At 65.9% G+C, this 16894-nt stretch carries 14 protein-coding genes; 7 read left to right on the top strand and 7 right to left on the bottom strand.

What is annotated here, in order from left to right:
* Positions 1-57: 57 nt before the first annotated feature.
* Both ACGHN1_RS14270 and ACGHN1_RS14265 read right to left on the bottom strand, forming a co-directional pair.
* Entirely contained in the window at positions 58-1224 is a 1167-nt protein-coding gene (locus ACGHN1_RS14270; RefSeq protein WP_390551532.1) for a sugar-transfer associated ATP-grasp domain-containing protein, read from the bottom strand.
* Positions 1225-1235: 11 nt separating this feature from the next.
* On the bottom strand, positions 1236-2258 hold the full coding sequence (locus ACGHN1_RS14265; RefSeq protein WP_390551531.1) for a phosphoribosylglycinamide synthetase: 1023 nt from the start codon (positions 2256-2258) through the stop codon (positions 1236-1238).
* A gap of 158 nt (positions 2259-2416) precedes the next feature.
* On the opposite strand from ACGHN1_RS14265, the gene ACGHN1_RS14260 reads away from it, so the two are divergent.
* Complete coding sequence (locus ACGHN1_RS14260) at positions 2417-3052, top strand: class I SAM-dependent methyltransferase (RefSeq protein ID WP_390551530.1); 636 nt, start codon at positions 2417-2419, stop codon at positions 3050-3052.
* A 14-nt stretch (positions 3053-3066) separates the two neighbouring features.
* Here ACGHN1_RS14260 and ACGHN1_RS14255 read toward each other — a convergent pair whose 3' ends face one another.
* Positions 3067-5775, bottom strand: coding sequence for an Rne/Rng family ribonuclease (locus tag ACGHN1_RS14255; RefSeq protein WP_390551529.1), 2709 nt, complete (start codon positions 5773-5775; stop codon positions 3067-3069).
* A gap of 408 nt (positions 5776-6183) precedes the next feature.
* Between ACGHN1_RS14255 and ACGHN1_RS14250 the strand changes: the two genes are divergently transcribed.
* The 5 genes from ACGHN1_RS14250 (at position 6184) to ACGHN1_RS14230 (ending at position 13069) form a co-directional block, all read left to right on the top strand.
* Complete coding sequence (locus tag ACGHN1_RS14250) at positions 6184-7080, top strand: N-acetylmuramoyl-L-alanine amidase (protein ID WP_390551528.1); 897 nt, start codon at positions 6184-6186, stop codon at positions 7078-7080.
* A gap of 83 nt (positions 7081-7163) precedes the next feature.
* Positions 7164-9680, top strand: coding sequence for a penicillin-binding protein 1A (locus ACGHN1_RS14245; protein ID WP_390551527.1), 2517 nt, complete (start codon positions 7164-7166; stop codon positions 9678-9680).
* Between the two features lie 84 nt (positions 9681-9764).
* Positions 9765-10892: a peptide chain release factor 2 gene (gene prfB, locus ACGHN1_RS14240; protein WP_390551526.1), complete on the top strand. Its 1128-nt coding sequence runs from the start codon at positions 9765-9767 to the stop codon at positions 10890-10892.
* A complete protein-coding gene (locus ACGHN1_RS14235; RefSeq protein WP_390551525.1) occupies positions 10889-11626 on the top strand; it encodes a class I SAM-dependent methyltransferase in 738 nt (245 codons plus the stop codon). The genes prfB and ACGHN1_RS14235 overlap by 4 nt, the downstream gene beginning before the upstream one ends.
* Positions 11627-11662: 36 nt before the next feature.
* On the top strand, positions 11663-13069 hold the full coding sequence (locus ACGHN1_RS14230; protein WP_390551524.1) for an NAD(P)H-dependent flavin oxidoreductase: 1407 nt from the start codon (positions 11663-11665) through the stop codon (positions 13067-13069).
* Positions 13070-13096: 27 nt separating this feature from the next.
* On the opposite strand, the gene ACGHN1_RS14225 is transcribed toward ACGHN1_RS14230, so the two are convergent.
* Positions 13097-13525: a nuclear transport factor 2 family protein gene (locus ACGHN1_RS14225; protein WP_390551523.1), complete on the bottom strand. Its 429-nt coding sequence runs from the start codon at positions 13523-13525 to the stop codon at positions 13097-13099.
* Positions 13526-13566: 41 nt separating this feature from the next.
* Entirely contained in the window at positions 13567-14577 is a 1011-nt protein-coding gene (locus ACGHN1_RS14220; protein WP_390551522.1) for a 2-hydroxyacid dehydrogenase, read from the bottom strand.
* Between the two features lie 126 nt (positions 14578-14703).
* Here ACGHN1_RS14220 and ACGHN1_RS14215 point away from each other — a divergent pair, with 126 nt between their 5' ends.
* Positions 14704-15174: an SH3 domain-containing protein gene (locus tag ACGHN1_RS14215; protein WP_390551521.1), complete on the top strand. Its 471-nt coding sequence runs from the start codon at positions 14704-14706 to the stop codon at positions 15172-15174.
* Positions 15175-15184: 10 nt separating this feature from the next.
* Here ACGHN1_RS14215 and ACGHN1_RS14210 read toward each other — a convergent pair whose 3' ends face one another.
* Together ACGHN1_RS14210 and ACGHN1_RS14205 are read right to left on the bottom strand one after the other, a co-directional pair.
* Positions 15185-15601 carry a hypothetical protein gene (locus tag ACGHN1_RS14210; protein WP_390551520.1) on the bottom strand — a complete coding sequence of 139 codons (417 nt, stop codon included), beginning with the start codon at positions 15599-15601 and terminating at the stop codon, positions 15185-15187.
* 57 nt (positions 15602-15658) lie between these two features.
* Positions 15659-16855: a thiolase family protein gene (locus ACGHN1_RS14205; protein ID WP_390551519.1), complete on the bottom strand. Its 1197-nt coding sequence runs from the start codon at positions 16853-16855 to the stop codon at positions 15659-15661.
* Positions 16856-16894 lie beyond the last annotated feature (39 nt).

The following is a 16894-nucleotide window of genomic DNA, read 5'->3' as shown; positions in this document are numbered from 1 at the left end:
CTGTTGCGCGGATGGATCAATAGCCGTTGTTGCGCCGGGCGCAAGGGGAGGGGCGCGCTAACCCGCGGTCAGCAGGCGACGATTTTCCATCCTGTCGGCAGTGCGGCGCAGGTGGAATTCGACCAGCTCGCCATAGCGCGTCGCACCGATGCCCTTGCCTGACAGGCGCTGGGTCATTCGGACCGCCGGGCGCTGATTGGCCTCGATCAAAACCGGACCGTGATCCGACAGGCCGATGTCCCAGCCGACGATGACCTGCCGCGGTGCCAGCTGGCGATGCGCCTTGAGGACCAGCTCGCGGGTCTCCGGCCAGTCGGGGGGAATCCGACCCAGGATCGGGGCGCCGCTGACGGGGTGGCGTGCAAACTCGGGGGGATCGTGAATGACCATTCCCATGCCCATCTCCCCGCTGGAGATATCGATGAGGGCACCGAACCCGCCCTGATGGCCATTGTCGACGATCGCCTCGGGGCGTCCGGCGAATCGCAGACCGGCCCAGACGATTTCCGGCGAAAGCGCTTCATCCAGCAGGGTGACGATCCGCGCGGTCGCAAGCACGCCGAACGTGATGGGTCTCAGTTCGGCATGGGGGCGGAGCCGCTCCTGCACCAGGATCTCGCCTTGCCGCAGTGACTCGGGCACATCCCCGTCGCGCAATCGCGATGCTTCGAACACTTCGATACCGTAACCGCCGGACCCCCGTACCGGTTTGCCGAGGCAGTGCCGTATGGAGCGATCATGCCATTCCACCGCTCCGTCGCGCAGTGTCGCAGCGTGACGGGGAATGGGCAATTCCAACGCCTCGCAGCGTTGCTGGAAACGGATTTTGTCGATCATCTCGGCGGAATGGTCGGTCTCTGCGCTTTCCATCGCCCGGATGACGGCCGACTGCTCGAAGCGGCGCTGATGGGTCCTGAGCCCCCCGTTCTCGACGATGGACCACATCGCCAGATCGTTGGGATCGTAGAACCATTCGCGCGCCAGCCTCGTCGCCTCGGCAACCCATCGCCGGTCCTTGTTCCACCGCCGGGCGATATTTGGCGCGCGCACGGGGACCCAGAACCACCAGAACCCGGCGACCAGCACGTTGACCGCGAGCCGGATGGGGCCCTGGCGACGCTTGCGGGCTTCGTAGAGCGGATGGAGGAAGTCGGCCGCTCGATAATCGATCACGCCGGGATAGATGGCGAAATTCAGCCGCAGCAGATCGTAGAGCCGGGCCATGGAGGGGCTTGTCAGGCGGTCTCTGCGATCAGGGCATTGCGGCGGAAGGCTTCGGCAAGGATCGTTTCGAGCAAATCGGCGTGGCTGAAGCCCGCCTGCGCCGCCGCCTTGGCCATGACCTTTTCCGACCACAGATTGCAGTTGAGATTGATCTCGATAAAATTGATATCACCGGTCTTGGGATCGAAGCGGAATTCGATCCGGCCGTAGTCGAAGGGATGGAACTCGCGCGCCACCCTGGCGGCGAGATCGGCCATGCGCGGTTCGAATTCGGGATCGTCAAAGCGCTTGAGCGCGCTCTTCTCGGTGTTCTGGATCAGGTCGCGCTTCTCGTAATAGGTCCACAGCCGCTGTGTGTCCTCGCGCTGGTACCACAGCATCGGGAGCTGAACCGGCTTGCCGTCGATCGTGATGAAGGCGACCTGGACGTCGTAGCCGTCGAGATAGGGTTCGACGATGGCGTCGTGCCCCTGGCCGTGGATGTCGGCCACGGCGTTGGCGACACCGGCGAAATCGTGCGCGTCGGATATGCCCCAGCTGGCCGAGGAGGCGTTGGGCTTGATCACCCAGCGGCCGTCCTTCGAGGGCGGCAAGTCGGCTTCCGTCACCGGCGCACCCCGGCGATAACAGAACCAGGGCGCGGTCGGGACACCGGCGTGCTGCGCCACCAGCTTGGACACCGACTTGTCGTCGCCGAGCCCACGCAGGAACGGCATCGCCCCGACGTAGGGAACCCGCCACATGTTGCACAGCGTCGGGATCACCATCTCCGAATTCACGAATCCCCCGCGGTTGAGAAGCGGGAAGACGAAATCGGCCTGCGGATCGCTGAACAGCACATCGTAGCTGTTGGCGAATTTGAGATTGAGGCCGAGGTTCTCCAGCGTGGTGCGGACCTCGTGATGATAGATCGCGTGATTGCCGTCTTCCGGATGCATCCCACCGCCCCACAGCGCATGCTTGGCCATGAACAGGATGCGGATGCGCTCCTTCGCTTCGGCGGGAATTCGCAGCGGAGCGATGGTCTCGGGCATGACGGGGCGTTCTCCAGACTAAGGGTGAAGCGCGGCGTCTATAACGGATGAGTGCGATCCGCCAACGGTCTTGTGCGGGAGCGAAAGGGCTTGCGCTGGAATCGCTCCGCTATAGCAATGGCGTGGAAGCGGCGAAAACGGCCGCAGGGGAGGCAAGGGTGAGCCTGAAGAGCCTATACGATGCGCATGTGATGCCGCGACTGATCACCTTCGCCTGCAGCCACGACGGGATCGCGGAACGTCGCCGCCAGATCGTTCCGCTCGCCGAAGGCAGCGTGTTCGAGATCGGCTGCGGCGGTGGGCTCAACCAGGCTTTCTACGACACGAGCCGGGTCGTCTCCTTCGCGGGCATCGATCCGCATGCGAAATTGCTCGACGGCACCCGTGCCCGTGCCCGCGAGCGCGGATGGGATTGCGACCTCCGTCAGGGACATGGGGAGGACATTCCCTTCCCCGAGCGCAGTTTCGACACGGTCGTGTGCACCTACACGCTTTGTTCGGTGGAAAACCCGCGCCAGGTTCTGCGCGAATTGCGGCGTATCCTCAAGCCGGGCGGGAAGCTGCTATTCCTCGAACACGGACGCGCACCTGACAAGCAGGTGGTCCGATGGCAGCACCGCATCGAACCGGTCTGGAAACAGATCGCTGGCGGATGCCACCTCACCCGTCCGATTGGCGCGAGTCTCCGCGCCAACGGCTTCGAGGTCGAGCCGATGGGCCGGGCGTATCTGGACCGTGCGCCGCGGCCGATGGGGTGGATGGAATGGGGCGTGGCCCGGCGCCGCGGCGCCTGACCACGCCCGCCTGATCACTCGCCGAAGGTGCGCTGCCACCAGCCGCGGCGCGGCTTGGCATCTTCTATGGTCCCGGCACCTGTCGCGGCTGCTTCGGTATCGCCTTCCGTTTCGGAAGCCGGTTCAGCTTTCTTGCGGGAAGCGGTTTTCGCCCTTGCGGCCGGCTTCTTGGGCGCGGGCGTCTCCTCTTTTGCGCTGTCCTGTTCTGCAGGCTCGGCCTTCTTGCGCGAACGCGGCTTTGGCGCGGGTTTGGCCGGGGCATCCTCGCTCGCGGCCTCGGCCTCGGGTTCCGCTTTTTTGCGCCGGGTGCGCTTGGGCTTTTCGTCGGCCTTGGCCTCCGCATCAGCTTCCGCCGGTGGAGCCGTGTCCGCCTTCTTGCGCCGGGTCCGCTTGGGCTTGGCAGCCTTGTCGCTGTCGGCCTCGGCCTCCGCCGATTCGGCGGTATCGTCCGGACCCGCCACCACGGCCATGTCCTCGACCACGTGTTCGGAGACTTCTTCGAGCTTCTCGGCGTCGTCTGCGGTCACGTCCTTGCGATCGCGTCCGCGTCCACCGCGGCGGCCCCGACCGCCGCGACGGCGGCGCTTCTTGGGCCTTTCCTCGCCTTCGGCGGCACTGTCCCCGTCGGTCCCGTCCGAAGAAGAAGCGTCCTCGTCCTCGTCATCGGACTGATCGGAATCCTGTTCGTCGTCGCGCTGCTTGGTGCGACCCCGACCACCGCGCCGACGACGCTTGCGCTTGCGCCCGCCGCGATCTCCATCGCCGTCGCTGTCCCGCTCGTCCTCTTCGTCGTCGTCGGACGAGAAATCCTCGTCCTCCTCGTCGTCGTCCTCTTCGAGCGCGGCGAGGGTCTCGAACTTCGGCGTGTTCTGCGGACGCGGTCCCGAGCTGGAGACGCTCATCTTGGCGCCTTCGTCCTCGCCCTCGGGGACGACTTCCACGGTGACCCCGTAGAGCTTCTCGATCTCCATCAGTTCGGAGCGTTTCTGGTTGAGCAGATAGACAGCCGCTTCGGTGCTGGCCGCCAGCGTGATGATCGAACCACGACCCTTGGCGGCCTCGTCCTCGATCAGCCGCAGCGCGGAGAGCCCCGCGCTCGACGCGGTGCGCACCAGCCCCGTGCCGTCGCAATGCGGGCATTCGCGTGTGGTCGCTTCGAGCACGCCGGTGCGCAGACGCTGGCGGCTCATCTCCATCAGGCCGAAACTGGAAATGCGGCCGACCTGGATGCGCGCGCGGTCGTTCTTGAGCGCGTCCTTCATCGCGCGCTCAACCTTGCGGGTGTTGCCGTGCCGCTCCATGTCGATGAAGTCGATCACCACCAGCCCGGCCATGTCGCGCAGGCGCAGCTGGCGGGCGATTTCCTTCGCCGCCTCGAGATTGGTGTGGAGCGCGGTCTGCTCGATCCCGTGTTCCTTGGTCGAGCGGCCCGAGTTGATGTCGATCGAGACCAGCGCCTCGGTCGGGTTGATGATCAGATACCCTCCGGACTTCAGCTGGACCATCGGATCGTACATGGCCTTGAGCTGGTCTTCCGCTCCGTAGCGCTGGAACAGCGGCACCGGGTCGGCATATTGCTTCACGCGCCGCGCATGGCTGGGCATCAGCATCTTCATGAAGGCCTTGGCGGACTTGTAGCCCTCCTCGCCTTCGACCACGACCTCCTCGATCTCCTTGTTGTAGATATCGCGGATGGCGCGCTTGATCAGGTCGCTGTCGGAATGGATCAGCGTGGGCGCGGAGGAAGCGAGAGTCTTCTCGCGGATCTCGTCCCACAGCCGCGCCAGATAGTCGAAATCGCGCTTGATCTCGGTCTTTGTCCGGCTGAGGCCGGCGGTGCGCACGATGAGGCCCATCGATTTGGGCAGGCTAAGATCGCCGACGATCGATTTCAGCCGCTTGCGATCGCTCGCGGAGCTTATCTTGCGGCTGATCCCGCCGCCGTGGCTGCTGTTGGGCATCAGCACGGTGTAGCGCCCGGCGAGGCTGAGATAGGTGGTCAGCGCCGCGCCCTTGTTGCCGCGCTCTTCCTTGACGACCTGGACCAGCAGCACCTGGCGGCGCTGGATGACGTCCTGGATCTTGTACTTGCGGCGCAGCGCCATGCGGCGGGCGCGGGCATCGTCGACTTCCTTGGCGCGGGCGCGACCGCCCGGCTTGCCCTGGCGGCGACCTCTGCCGCGCCGGCCACGAGACCGGTTGCCGCCGTTGTCGTCGTCGTCGTCCTCGTCGTCCGAATCGTCGTCCTCGTCGTCGAACCGGCCTTCCTCGATGGTCGAGACATCGTCCTTGTCGGAGGTATCGACCTCTTCCAGACCGTCTTCGGCCAGATCTTCGGCCAGCGCCTCGGAGCTTTCGTCCTCGGCATCGTACTCCTCGCCCGGCATCTCGCCGCGCTCTTCCTCGTCGTCGCGCAGCCGCGCCTCTTCCTCGGCCGCCTCTGCCTCGGCGGCGAGCAAGGCCTCGCGATCCTCCTTGGGGATCTGGTAGTAGTCGGGATGGATTTCGTTGAAGGCGAGGAAGCCGTGGCGATTGCCGCCGAAATCCACGAAGGCGGCTTGCAGCGAGGGTTCGACCCGCGTCACCTTCGCCAGATAGATGTTGCCCTTTATCTGCTTCTTGTCGGCAGATTCGAAATCGAATTCCTCAATCCGGTTGCCTTTGAGCACCGCCACCCGGGTCTCTTCCGAGTGGCGCGCATCGATGAGCATGCGCGTTGCCATGTATGAATCTCCGTGCGCGTGGGGCCGGGGCATGCCCGGCCGTCGTTTCGCGCGTCATGTAGTGAAAACCGCCGGCCGACGGCCTGGCGATCGTGGGATACCGGACGGAGCGGACGGTGCCGCCCCACCGGAATGTCGTGTCTGCCGGACCGAACCCGCCTGCCGTATCGCAGACTGCCCAAGCCGCAAGTTTGCCGCTGCCAGCCTGCGCTCGCTCGGAAATTTGCGGGGAGGGACGGTTCATGTCCTGCTTCAACCTGTCTTCGAAAGGCCGGCGGATCGCCATGCCCATGGGCGAGAAGCCGGGCCGGACGGCCAGAACCTCTCGTCGCGCCGAGCGCTAGCACCGTGGGTATCTCGCGGCAACCATATTGCGCGAACGCGCCCGTGGGCATTAACCAATTGCGCATGGCCCCTCCCCACAGGATCACGGCCGCGGCGGCGATCGCGGTGGCGGCACTGGTGCTGGCCGGCGCAGTTCTGAGCATGCTCGACTGGCGGATACCTGCGCCGTCCTTCGGCCGCGACTATGTGTTGCGGACGGAGTTGCCCGAGGCGACCGCAGTGGATCTGCCCGCAGTCGCTGGGACCGGAGACGACAGGCGGCCGCTGGTCGTCATCGATCCCGGACATGGCGGGCACGATCCGGGTGCGAGCGGGCAGGGACTCCAGGAAAAGACCCTGGTGCTCGAACTCGCACGGGCGCTGCGCGACGAACTGATCGAGCAAGGCGGCCTGCGGGTGGCGCTGACCCGCGAGGACGACCGTTACCTCCTGCTCGAGGAACGCTTCGAGATCGCCCGGCGGCTCGACGCCGACCTGTTCCTGTCGATCCACGCCGATTCCGCCGGGGAATCGAGCGAGGTCGCCGGAGCCAGCATCTATACCCTGTCCAACCAGGCATCGAGCGAGGCCGCCCGCCGCTTCGCCGAGCGCGAGAACGCCTCCGACCGCATCAACGGACAGGACCTCAGTGGGCAGAGCGACAGCGTGAGCGCCATCCTGGTCGAACTTTCGCAGCGTCGCACCCAAGGGCAGTCGGATGCCTTCGCCCGGCTGATCGAGCGCGAGGGGGAGGGCAGTCTGCGCTTCCATCCGCAGGCCCGCCGCGCCGCCGCGCTCAAGGTGCTGCGCGCGCCCGACGTCCCCTCGGTCCTGTTCGAGAGCGGTTTCATCACCAACGAGCGCGAGGCCCAGCGGTTGTCATCGGCGGAAGGCCGCCAGCGCTTCGCCGAGGTCATGGCCCGGGCGATCCGCATCTATTTCGCCCGCTCCGGAGAGCTCACTGCCGGCGCGGGGGAGTGATGCGCGCTTCGTTCTGGCAAGATACAGAACCGCCATGCTAGAGGCGCGCTTCGCAACCCATCACCCATGATGCCCAGGAAAAGATGACCGAGCAGCCGCGCCTCGAATATATTCGCCACCGCCTGCGCGACGATCCGCGCCGCGCGCTTGCGTGGTTCGGCGAGAACTGGCGCCAGAGCCCACGCTTCCGTTACGCCGCGATCGGGCTAGGCGTGGTCCTGACGATCCTCGCATTCGCCTGGACCCTGCTCGTGCGCGGATTGCCCGACGCCGAAACCATGCTCGATTACGAGACCCCGTTGCCCACGGTCGTGCGCGGGATCGACGGCGAGATCGTCCATTCCTATGCCCGCGAGCGGCGGGTGCAGTTGCAATATGCCGACTTTCCCCAGCAATTGATCGAATCCTTTCTCGCGGCAGAGGATAAGACCTTCTTCAGCCACGGCGGCGTCGACCTTACCGGGACGATGAACGCCGTCGTGGACTACGCATCCAAGATGGGCTCCGGCGAACGTGCGGTCGGCGGTTCCACGATCACCCAGCAGGTGGCCAAGAACCTGCTGCTCGGCGACGAATATTCGGTTACCCGCAAGCTCAAGGAAATGGTGCTGGCACGCCGGATCGAGGGCGTGTTGTCCAAGCCGGAAATCCTCACCCTCTACCTCAACGAGATCCCGCTGGGCCGCCGCAGCTTCGGCGTGCAGGCGGCGGCGCGCGCCTATTTCGACAAGGATGTCGGCGATCTCGACCTTCACGAAATGGCGTTCCTCGCGATCCTCCCCAAGGCGCCGGAACGTTACGGCCGTGCGCGCCACGAGCAGCTCGCCATCAGCCGGCGCAATTTCGTGCTCGACCAGATGGCCGAGAACGATTTCGTTTCCGCGCAGGAGGCCGCGGCGGCCAAGGCCCGCCCGCTCGGGCTCGTCGATCAGCGGACCGAACGTTCGGCCGACGCGGGATACTTCCTCGAGGAGGTGCGTCGCGAGCTGATCGAGGATTTCGGCGAGACGGCGGAAGATGGCAGCAACAGCGTCTATGCCGGCGGCCTTTGGGTCCGGACCTCGCTGGATACCGAATTGCAGGATGCGGCGCGGGTCGCCCTGCGGCGCGGGCTCCTCGCCTATCACGGCAACCGCGGCTGGACCGGGCCGGTGGCGACGCTCGATCCGGACAATGGCGATCTCACCAGCCAGCTCGCCTCGTCCTATCTCGGGATCCGCTACGAGGACTGGCGGATCGGCGTGGTCACCGAGCGCAGCGGATCGACCGCGACGATCGGCTTCAGCGATGGCCAAACCGCTCCGCTCTCGGGCTTTCCTGACGCACTGAAGGTCGGTGACGTCGTGGCGGCACAGCCTTCCGGGAGCGGCTACCGCCTGCGCACGGTGCCCGAGGTATCCGGCGGCTTCCTCGCCCAGAACCCCCAGACCGGCCGCATCCTCGCGATGCAGGGTGGGTTCGACAGCCGATTGGGCGATTTCAACCGCGCGACCCAGGCCGACCGGCAGCCGGGTTCGACCATCAAGCCCTTCGTCTACGCCACCGGTCTCGACCAGGGGCTGACCCCGGCGAGCGCGGTGCCCGATCAGACCTTCTGCGTGTGGCAGGGGGCCAATCTGGGGGACAAGTGCTTCCGCAATTTCGGCGGTGGCGGCGGAGGCGTCCACACCATGCGCTGGGGGCTCGAGCAGAGCCGCAACCTCATGACCGTGCACATCGCCGACGATGCCGGGATGAACAACGTCGTCGGAACGTTCAAGCGCGTGGGCATCGGCGATTACGAGCCCTATTACGCGAATGCTCTGGGCGCCGGCGACACCACCGTGCGCAGGATGGTCAACGCCTATTCCGCGCTCGCCAACTGGGGCCGCCAGCATGGACAGGGCACCGTTATCGATTATGTCCAGGATCGGCGCGGCAAGGTGATTTGGCGCGCCGACCGGCGCGAATGCACCGGTTGCAACATGGCCGAATGGGACGGCCAGCCGATGCCGCGCTTCGGCGTCAGCGGTCGGCAGGTGATGGACCCGCGGACCGCCTTCCAGGTCGTCCACATGCTCGAAGGCGTGGTCACGCGCGGCACGGCGGTGCGGTTGCGGAGCCTGAATCTGCCCTTGTTCGGCAAGACCGGGACCACCACCGGTCCGACCAACGCCTGGTTCGTCGGCGGTTCGCCGGAGATCGTCGCGGGGATGTACGTCGGCTTCGACCAGCCCCGCAATCTCGGCGGCTGGGTTCAGGGCGGCAACACCGCCGCGCCGATCTTCAAGACTTTCGTCGAGCGCACGCCCGATCACTGGAGCAAGGGGGAAACCTTCGTTGCCCCGCCCGGTGTTCGCATGGTAAAGATCGACAGGCGCAGCGGCAAGCGGGTGTTCGACGGGACGCCTTCCGACGAACCGCAGGCTGCGATCATCTGGGAGGCCTTCAAGCCCGACACCGAACCTCCGCGGGCGACACGGCAAGACGAGATCGCCGCGAAGCGCGAGGAGATCCTTGATCTCCTGCGCCGGGCGCGGCTTGCCCGGGCTGCCGGCCCGCGACAGCCGCAGATCGAGGCGCAGACCGATTTCGTCGAGGAGCAGGGCGGCATCTACTGACCGCCGCGGGCCTCAGCCCGGCTTTACAATCGTCCTCTGCCCGCTAAGCGGGCGGCCTATCCCGCGTTTCGAAGGAATTACCCCATGCGTGCCGAAGGGCAGGCCCATATCGACCGGATCGACGCCGCTCTGGCGCTGGTGCGGCAATCGCTCGACTGGGAGCGCGCCTTGCGCCGGCTGGAGGAACTCGACGCCCGCGTGCAGGACCCCAAGCTGTGGGACGATCCCAAGCAGGCGCAGGCGATCACGCAGGAGCAGAAGCGGCTCGAAAGCGCCATCAGGACCGTCCGCGAGATCGAGAGAGAGAAGGACGACGCGGTCGAATTCGTCGAGATGGGCGAGGCCGAGGGCGACGACGAGGTTGCGGCCGAAGGTCTTGCCAGTCTCGAGAAACTCGCGGCCCGCGCCGATGCCGACAAGGTCCAGGCGCTGCTGTCCGGCGAGGCGGACGGCAACGATACCTATCTGGAAATCCACGCCGGGGCCGGCGGGACCGAAAGCCAGGATTGGGCCGAGATGATGCTGCGGATGTACGCGCGCTGGGCCGAGCGGCGCGGGTTCAAGGTGGAGACGGTGGAGTATCAAGCCGGCGATCAAGCGGGGATCAAGTCGGCGACTTTGCTGATCAAGGGCGAGAACGCCTATGGCTATGCCAAGACCGAGAGCGGGGTCCACCGCCTGGTCCGCATCAGCCCCTACGACAGCTCGGCCCGCCGCCACACGTCCTTTTCCAGCGTCTGGGTCTATCCGGTGATCGACGACGATTTCGAAGTCGACATCAACGAAAGCGACCTCAAGATCGACACCTACCGCGCCAGCGGCGCCGGCGGCCAGCATGTCAATACTACGGATTCCGCAGTCCGCATCACCCACCAGCCGACCGGCATCGTCGTCGCCAGCCAGAACGACCGCAGTCAGCACAAGAACCGCGCTACGGCGATGAACATGCTCAAGGCTCGGCTCTACGAGCGCGAAATGGCCGCACGCGAGGCGGCAGCGGGCAGCGAATACGACAGCAAGACCGAAATCGGCTGGGGCCACCAGATCAGAAGCTACGTCCTCCAGCCCTATCAGATGGTCAAGGACCTGCGCACCGGCGTCACCTCCCCGACGCCGGACGATGTCCTCGACGGATCGCTCGACGATTTCATCTCGGCGGCGCTTGCCCAGCGGGTCACCGGCGAGACCGTCGAGGTGGAGGACGTCGAGTGACGCGCCGCGCTGGGCTGGCGCTGGCGGCGCTGCTCGCCCTGGGAGCTTGCGAACGGGCGCCCAGCGACCGGCGCCAAGGCGCGCTCGAGTTTCCCCGGCCCGATCGACCGGTGTCCGATCTCGGCGCCAACCAGTTCTCCACCGAGACCGCCCGCGACAGCCGCAACGAGGCCGAGACGGTGATGGAGCTCGCCGCGATCGAACCGGAGATGCGGGTAGCCGACATCGGGGCTGGCGAGGGCTATTACACCATTCGCCTGGCGGACAAGGTCGGCCCGCGCGGGCGGGTGCTGGCGCAGGACATCGACCGGGCGGTGCTCAGCCGCCTCGGCGAACGGGTGGTCCGCGAGCGGCTCGACAACGTCTCGATCGCGCTTGGCGCAGCGGACGATCCGCATCTGCCGGAAAACAGCTTCGATCGAATCTTCATGGTCCACATGTACCACGAGATTTCCGAACCCTATGCCTTGCTCTGGCGCATGTGGCCCGCATTGCGCGAGGGCGGCCAGGTGATCGTCGTCGATGTCGACCGGCCGACGGACCAGCACGGCATCGCTCCCCTGCTTCTATCCTGCGAATTCGAACGGTCGGGATACCGGCTCGTCGCCTTCAGGGATGCGCCTGAGCTGGCGGGCTACTATGCACAGTTCGAAAGAGCCGCTACGAGGCCGGAACCGCAAGACATCGTTCCGTGTCGGGGAGACGCGGTCGGTACGAAGCCCGCAGAGGGCTGATCCGCCTCTCGAGAAGACGCGAAAGAAAGAGATTCCATGGCTTTCAAGGGGCTCCAGCCCATCAATTACGGCGGCAAGGAAGTCTGGCCGCTGATCGAGGGCGGCAAAGGCGTCTCGGCCACTAACCACGCCAGTTCCGGCGCCTGGGCGGCCGCCGGCGGGATCGGGACGGTAAGCGCGGTCAATGCCGACAGCTACGATGCGGAAGGCAAGATCGTGCCGCAGGTCTACGACCAGCTCACCCGCAAGGAGCGCCACGAACAGCTGATCCGCTATGCCATCGACGGCGCCACCGAACAGGTTCGCCGCGCGCACGAGATGTCGTGCGGGAAGGGCGCGATCAACATCAACGTCTTGTGGGAAATGGGCGGCGCGCAGCAGGTCCTCGAAGGCGTGCTGGAGAACTGCAAGGGGCAAATCACCGGCGTCACCTGCGGGGCGGGGATGCCCTACAAGCTCGCCGAGATCGCGCAGCGCTTCGGCGTCCACTACCTGCCGATCATCAGCTCGGCGCGCGCATTTCGCGCACTGTGGAAGCGCAGCTATTCCAAGGTGCCCGAACTGATGGCCGCGGTGGTCTACGAGGATCCCTGGCTCGCGGGCGGGCATAACGGTCTATCCAATGCCGAGGATCCCAAGAAGCCCGAGGACCCCTATCCCCGCGTGAAGGCCCTACGCGACACCATGCGCGCCGAGGGCGTTTCCGAAGATACCGCGATCGTCATGGCGGGCGGGGTATGGTTTCTGCGCGAGTGGGAGAACTGGATCGACAATCCCGAGCTCGGCAAGATCGCCTTCCAGTTCGGCACCCGGCCGCTGCTGACCGAAGAAAGCCCGATCCCGCAGGAATGGAAGGAGATGCTGCGCACCCTCGACGAGGGCGACATCCTGCTCCACAAATTCAGCCCGACCGGCTTTTACTCGAGCGCGGTGAAAAACCCTTTCCTGTGGGACCTTATCCACCGCAGCGAGCGGCAGATACCCTTCAGCAAGGTCGAGGCGGGGGAGCATACCCGCCAGCTCGACGTCGGCGTGCGCGGCCGCAACTTCTGGGTCGCGCCGAAGGATTACGAACGCGCCCAGGCGTGGTTCGCGCAAGGGCACACCGAAGCGTTGAAGACGCCGGACGACACCGTCGTCTATGTCACTCCCGACAAGCGCGACGAAATCCGCACAGACCAGAAGGACTGCATGGGCTGCCTCAGCCATTGCCAGTTCTCGAGCTGGAAGGATCATGGCGACTACACCACGGGCCGTCTCGCCGATCCGCGCAGTTTCTGCATCCAGAAGACACTTCAGGATATCGCCCACGGCGGCCCGGTGGACGAGAACCTCGCCTTCGCCGGACATGCGGCATACCGTTTCAAGCAGGACCCGTTCTATTCGAACAATTTCACGCCGAGCGTGAAGCAACTGGTCGAGCGTATCCTGACCGGCGATTGAGCCGGGATCGAGAGGGTAGGGGCGGTCCTATCGCCAGAGCTGCATCGACTTGACCGCATCCGTCACCCTTGCGTCCCCGTCCGGGCGCGACAGGGTGCGCTCGACGATGCGCCACCGGCGCCTTACGCTTCCGCGCTGCCACAAATCCATGACCCAGGTCGGGCCCGACCAGTCGCGCTCTCCAACACGCGCTTCCAGTTCCATTTGCGTTGCGAAGACGGCGACGCTGCCATGCCGGCGGACGTAGACTTCGTCGAAGCGATAACCGGAACAGCGGAAGCGTGTGGTCGAGGCTTCGAGCCAGCTTGCGCGGTCGAGGATCGCCGCCTTGGTCGAACCGAGCAGGAAGATGAAGTTACGCGCGGCCAAGCTCTTCATTGCGTTGCGGTCGCGGTGCATCCAGCTGCGCATCCAGCGGTGCTCTAGCGCTTCGATCTTCGAGGCGAATTCATCCATGGGCGCGCGCTTACATCATGCGCCAGTGCGGGCAAGAGCCGTCATTCCAGTCCGGGGAGCACCTGATCGGGCGGCCGATGCCCGTCTGCCCACATGCGAATATCGGCGATGACCCTGTGCCCGGAATCCTCCCGCCCTTCGCGGGTGGCGCTGCCGATATGCGGCAGGGTCATCACATTGGGAATCTCGAGCAGGCGCGGATCGACTTCCGGTTCGTCTCGATAGACATCGAGGCCGGCGCCCGCGAGCTTGCCCGATTGCAGGGCCGCGATCATGGCCTCCTGGTCGACGAGATCGCCGCGGGCCGTGTTGATCAGGCAGGCACCGTCCTTCATTCCCGCGAACTGGTCCTCGCCGATCATGTGGCGGCTCTGCGGGTTGGCGGGACAGTGCAGGGTGACGATATCCGACTGCGCCAGCAGTTCGGCCAGCGTCTCGACATGACGCGCGGCGAACATCCGCTCGACCGCTTCCGGCAGCCGTTTGCGATTATGGTAGGCGATCTCCAGCCCGAAGGCCCGGGCGCGGTGAGCGACGGCCTGGCCGATCCGCCCCATGCCGACGATCCCCAACGTCTTTCCCGCCAGCTTGCGGCCGAGCAGCGCGGTTGGCGTCCAGCCGGTCCAGCCTCCGCGCCGGACCAGCGCCACGCCTTCGCGAACCCGGCGCGGGATGCCGATGATCATCTCCATGGCGATATCGGCGGTGTCATCGGTGAACACGCCCGGCGTATTGGTCACGATGATGCCCCGTTCGCGTGCGGCGGCCAAGTCGATATGATCGGTTCCCGCGCCGAAATTGGCGACGAGCCTGAGATCGGGCCCGGCAGCGGCGAGCAGATCCGCGTCGATGCGATCGGTCACGGTCGGCACCAGCACGTCGCACTTCGCGATCGCCGCTTCGAGCTGCTCGCGCGTGAAGGGGACATCGTTCGTGTTGAGACTGGTGTCGAACAGCTCCTCCATGCGCGTTTCCACCTCGGGCATGAGGTGCCGGGTGACGACGACGCGGGGCTTGCGCTCGAGAGGCTTACGGATAGGTTCGGCAGGCATTGGAGAAGCGCTAGGCCGTGGCTCGCGTTGCGGTCAAGGCCGTTCGCAGAGGGAGGCTGACACCGGGGACATCGCGCAGATCGCGATTGCGGGCCCGAACGCGGGCTCTTATGCCGATGTCCGAAAATGCACCGCTTTTCCCTCATCCTGGGCCTGATCCTGGCCATGGCCTGCGCCGGTCCCGCATCGGCGCAGGACCGCGAGGTACCCTATTGGGCCTCGATCCGCGCGAGCGAGCTCAACATGCGGGTCGGGCCGAGCGCGGATTACAAGATCAGCTGGGTCTACCGCCGTCCCGGATTGCCGGTCCAGGTTGTTCGCGTTCACGAGGGGTGGCGCCTGATTCGCGATCCCGCCGGCGATCAGGGCTGGGTCGCGGCGCGACTGCTCAGCCCGGATCGGTCGGCAATGGTCGTGGGCGAAGGGCTCGTCTCGATGCAAGGATCGCCTTCTTCGGCCGGGGCGCCACGCTGGCGCCTCGAACCCGGCGTCGTGGGCCGCCTCGGAGACTGCGACGGCGGGTGGTGCGAGCTCGATGTCGACGGGCGCCGCGGATGGGTGAGCCAGGCCCGGCTCTGGGGCACGGACGGCAGCTAGTTCGGCAACGTCAGGCGGTCGGCTCGGTCGCCAAATTCTCGTCGCCGACACGCCGCACACTTGCGAGGACATTGCCGTCTCCGTCGTGGGTCTGGAAGCTGCCGTCGGGACCGGCCGGACCGCCCGCAAAGCATTGTTCCTCCCCATCGCCTTCTGGATCGAAGCACAATTGCTTCTCGTCCGTGCGCCACGTCCCGGTCTCGATGACTTCGCCATCGGCCATGTCGTTGTAGGTCCCGTCGGAGCGCAGGGTCTGCATCACCACCGTGCCGTTGGCCATGGTCACTTCATAAGTGCCAGCCAAGGTCTCGACCGTGCCGACAGGGGGCGCGGTTGCCGCTACCAGAGGATCGTCGGCTTCCTCTGCGGCATCGTTGCATGCGATAAGCGCGGCGCAAGCCGCCAGCGCGAAGATAGCGGATTTCATCGCATACCCCTTCTCACGGCAGGTAGATCCCTTTGATCGGACATGGCGATTGCTTGATCAGACCATCTCCACCGCTACCGCCGTTGCCTCGCCGCCACCGATGCACAGGCTCGCGACGCCGCGTGTCTTGCCCTGGCGCTTGAGCGCATTGAGCAGGGTCACGATTATGCGGGTGCCGCTGGCGCCGATCGGATGGCCGAGCGCGGTGCCGCCGCCGTTGACGTTGATCTTCTCGTGCGGGATGCCGATGTCGCGCATCGCGAACATGGCGACGCAGGCGAAGGCTTCGTTGACCTCCCAAAGATCGACATCGTCGGCCGACCAGCCGGCCTTGGCGAGCACCTTCTCGATCGCGCCGATGGGAGCGATGGTGAACTTGGCCGGTTCCTGTGCGTGTGCCGCCATCGCGACGATCCGCGCGACGGGCTGCTGCCCGCCGTCTTTGGCCAGACTTTCGCGCGTCAGCACCACGGCTGCCGCGCCATCGGAGATCGACGAGGAAGTCGCGGCAGTGATCGTGCCGTCCTTGGCGAAGGCGGGCTTGAGGGTCGGGATCTTGTCGGGCTTGCCGCGTCCCGGTTGCTCGTCGTGCTCGACGGTCTGCTCGCCCGCGCGTGTCGAGAAGCTGACCGGCACGACCTCGTCGGCGAAGGCTCCGCTCTCGATCGCGGCATTGGCCCGGCGCAAGCTCTCGATGGAATAGGCGTCCATCTCCTCGCGGGTCATCTGATAGTCGTTGGCGGTTTCCTGCGCAAAGGTCCCCATGGCGCGGCCTTCCTCGTAGGCATCCTCGAGCCCGTCCAGGAACATGTGATCGTAAGCGGTGTCGTGCCCGATCCGTGCGCCGCTGCGGTGCTTCTTGAGCAGGTAGGGCGCGTTGGTCATGCTCTCCATGCCGCCGGCAACGACATAGTCCACAGCCCCGCTGGCCAGTGCCTCGGCCCCCATGATCACCGTCTGCATGCCGCTGCCGCAGACCTTGTTGACCGTGGTCGCCTGAACCGATTTCGGCAGCCCGGCCTTGATCGAGGCCTGCCGAGCCGGTGCCTGGCCGAGCCCCGCCGGCAGCACGCACCCCATGTAGGTCCGGTCGAAGCTCTCGGGAGACACGCCCGAGCGCTCGACCGCCGCCTTCACCGCAGTCGCGCCGAGATCGGTTGCGGAGACCTCTGCGAGGGCGCCCTGCATGCCGCCCATCGGCGTGCGCGCGTAGGACAGGATGACGACGGGATCGGAGGCGCTGAACTGGGTCATGCTTGTGCTGGCCTTTCGGTTCTGGAATATCGGTTGCTC

Origin of the sequence: Qipengyuania sp. MTN3-11, from assembly GCF_042851825.1 — a bacterium.
Lineage (GTDB): Bacteria > Pseudomonadota > Alphaproteobacteria > Sphingomonadales > Sphingomonadaceae > Qipengyuania.
Note: the sequence above shows the minus strand (reverse complement) of the source record. Positions and strands in the feature narration are given on the sequence as shown.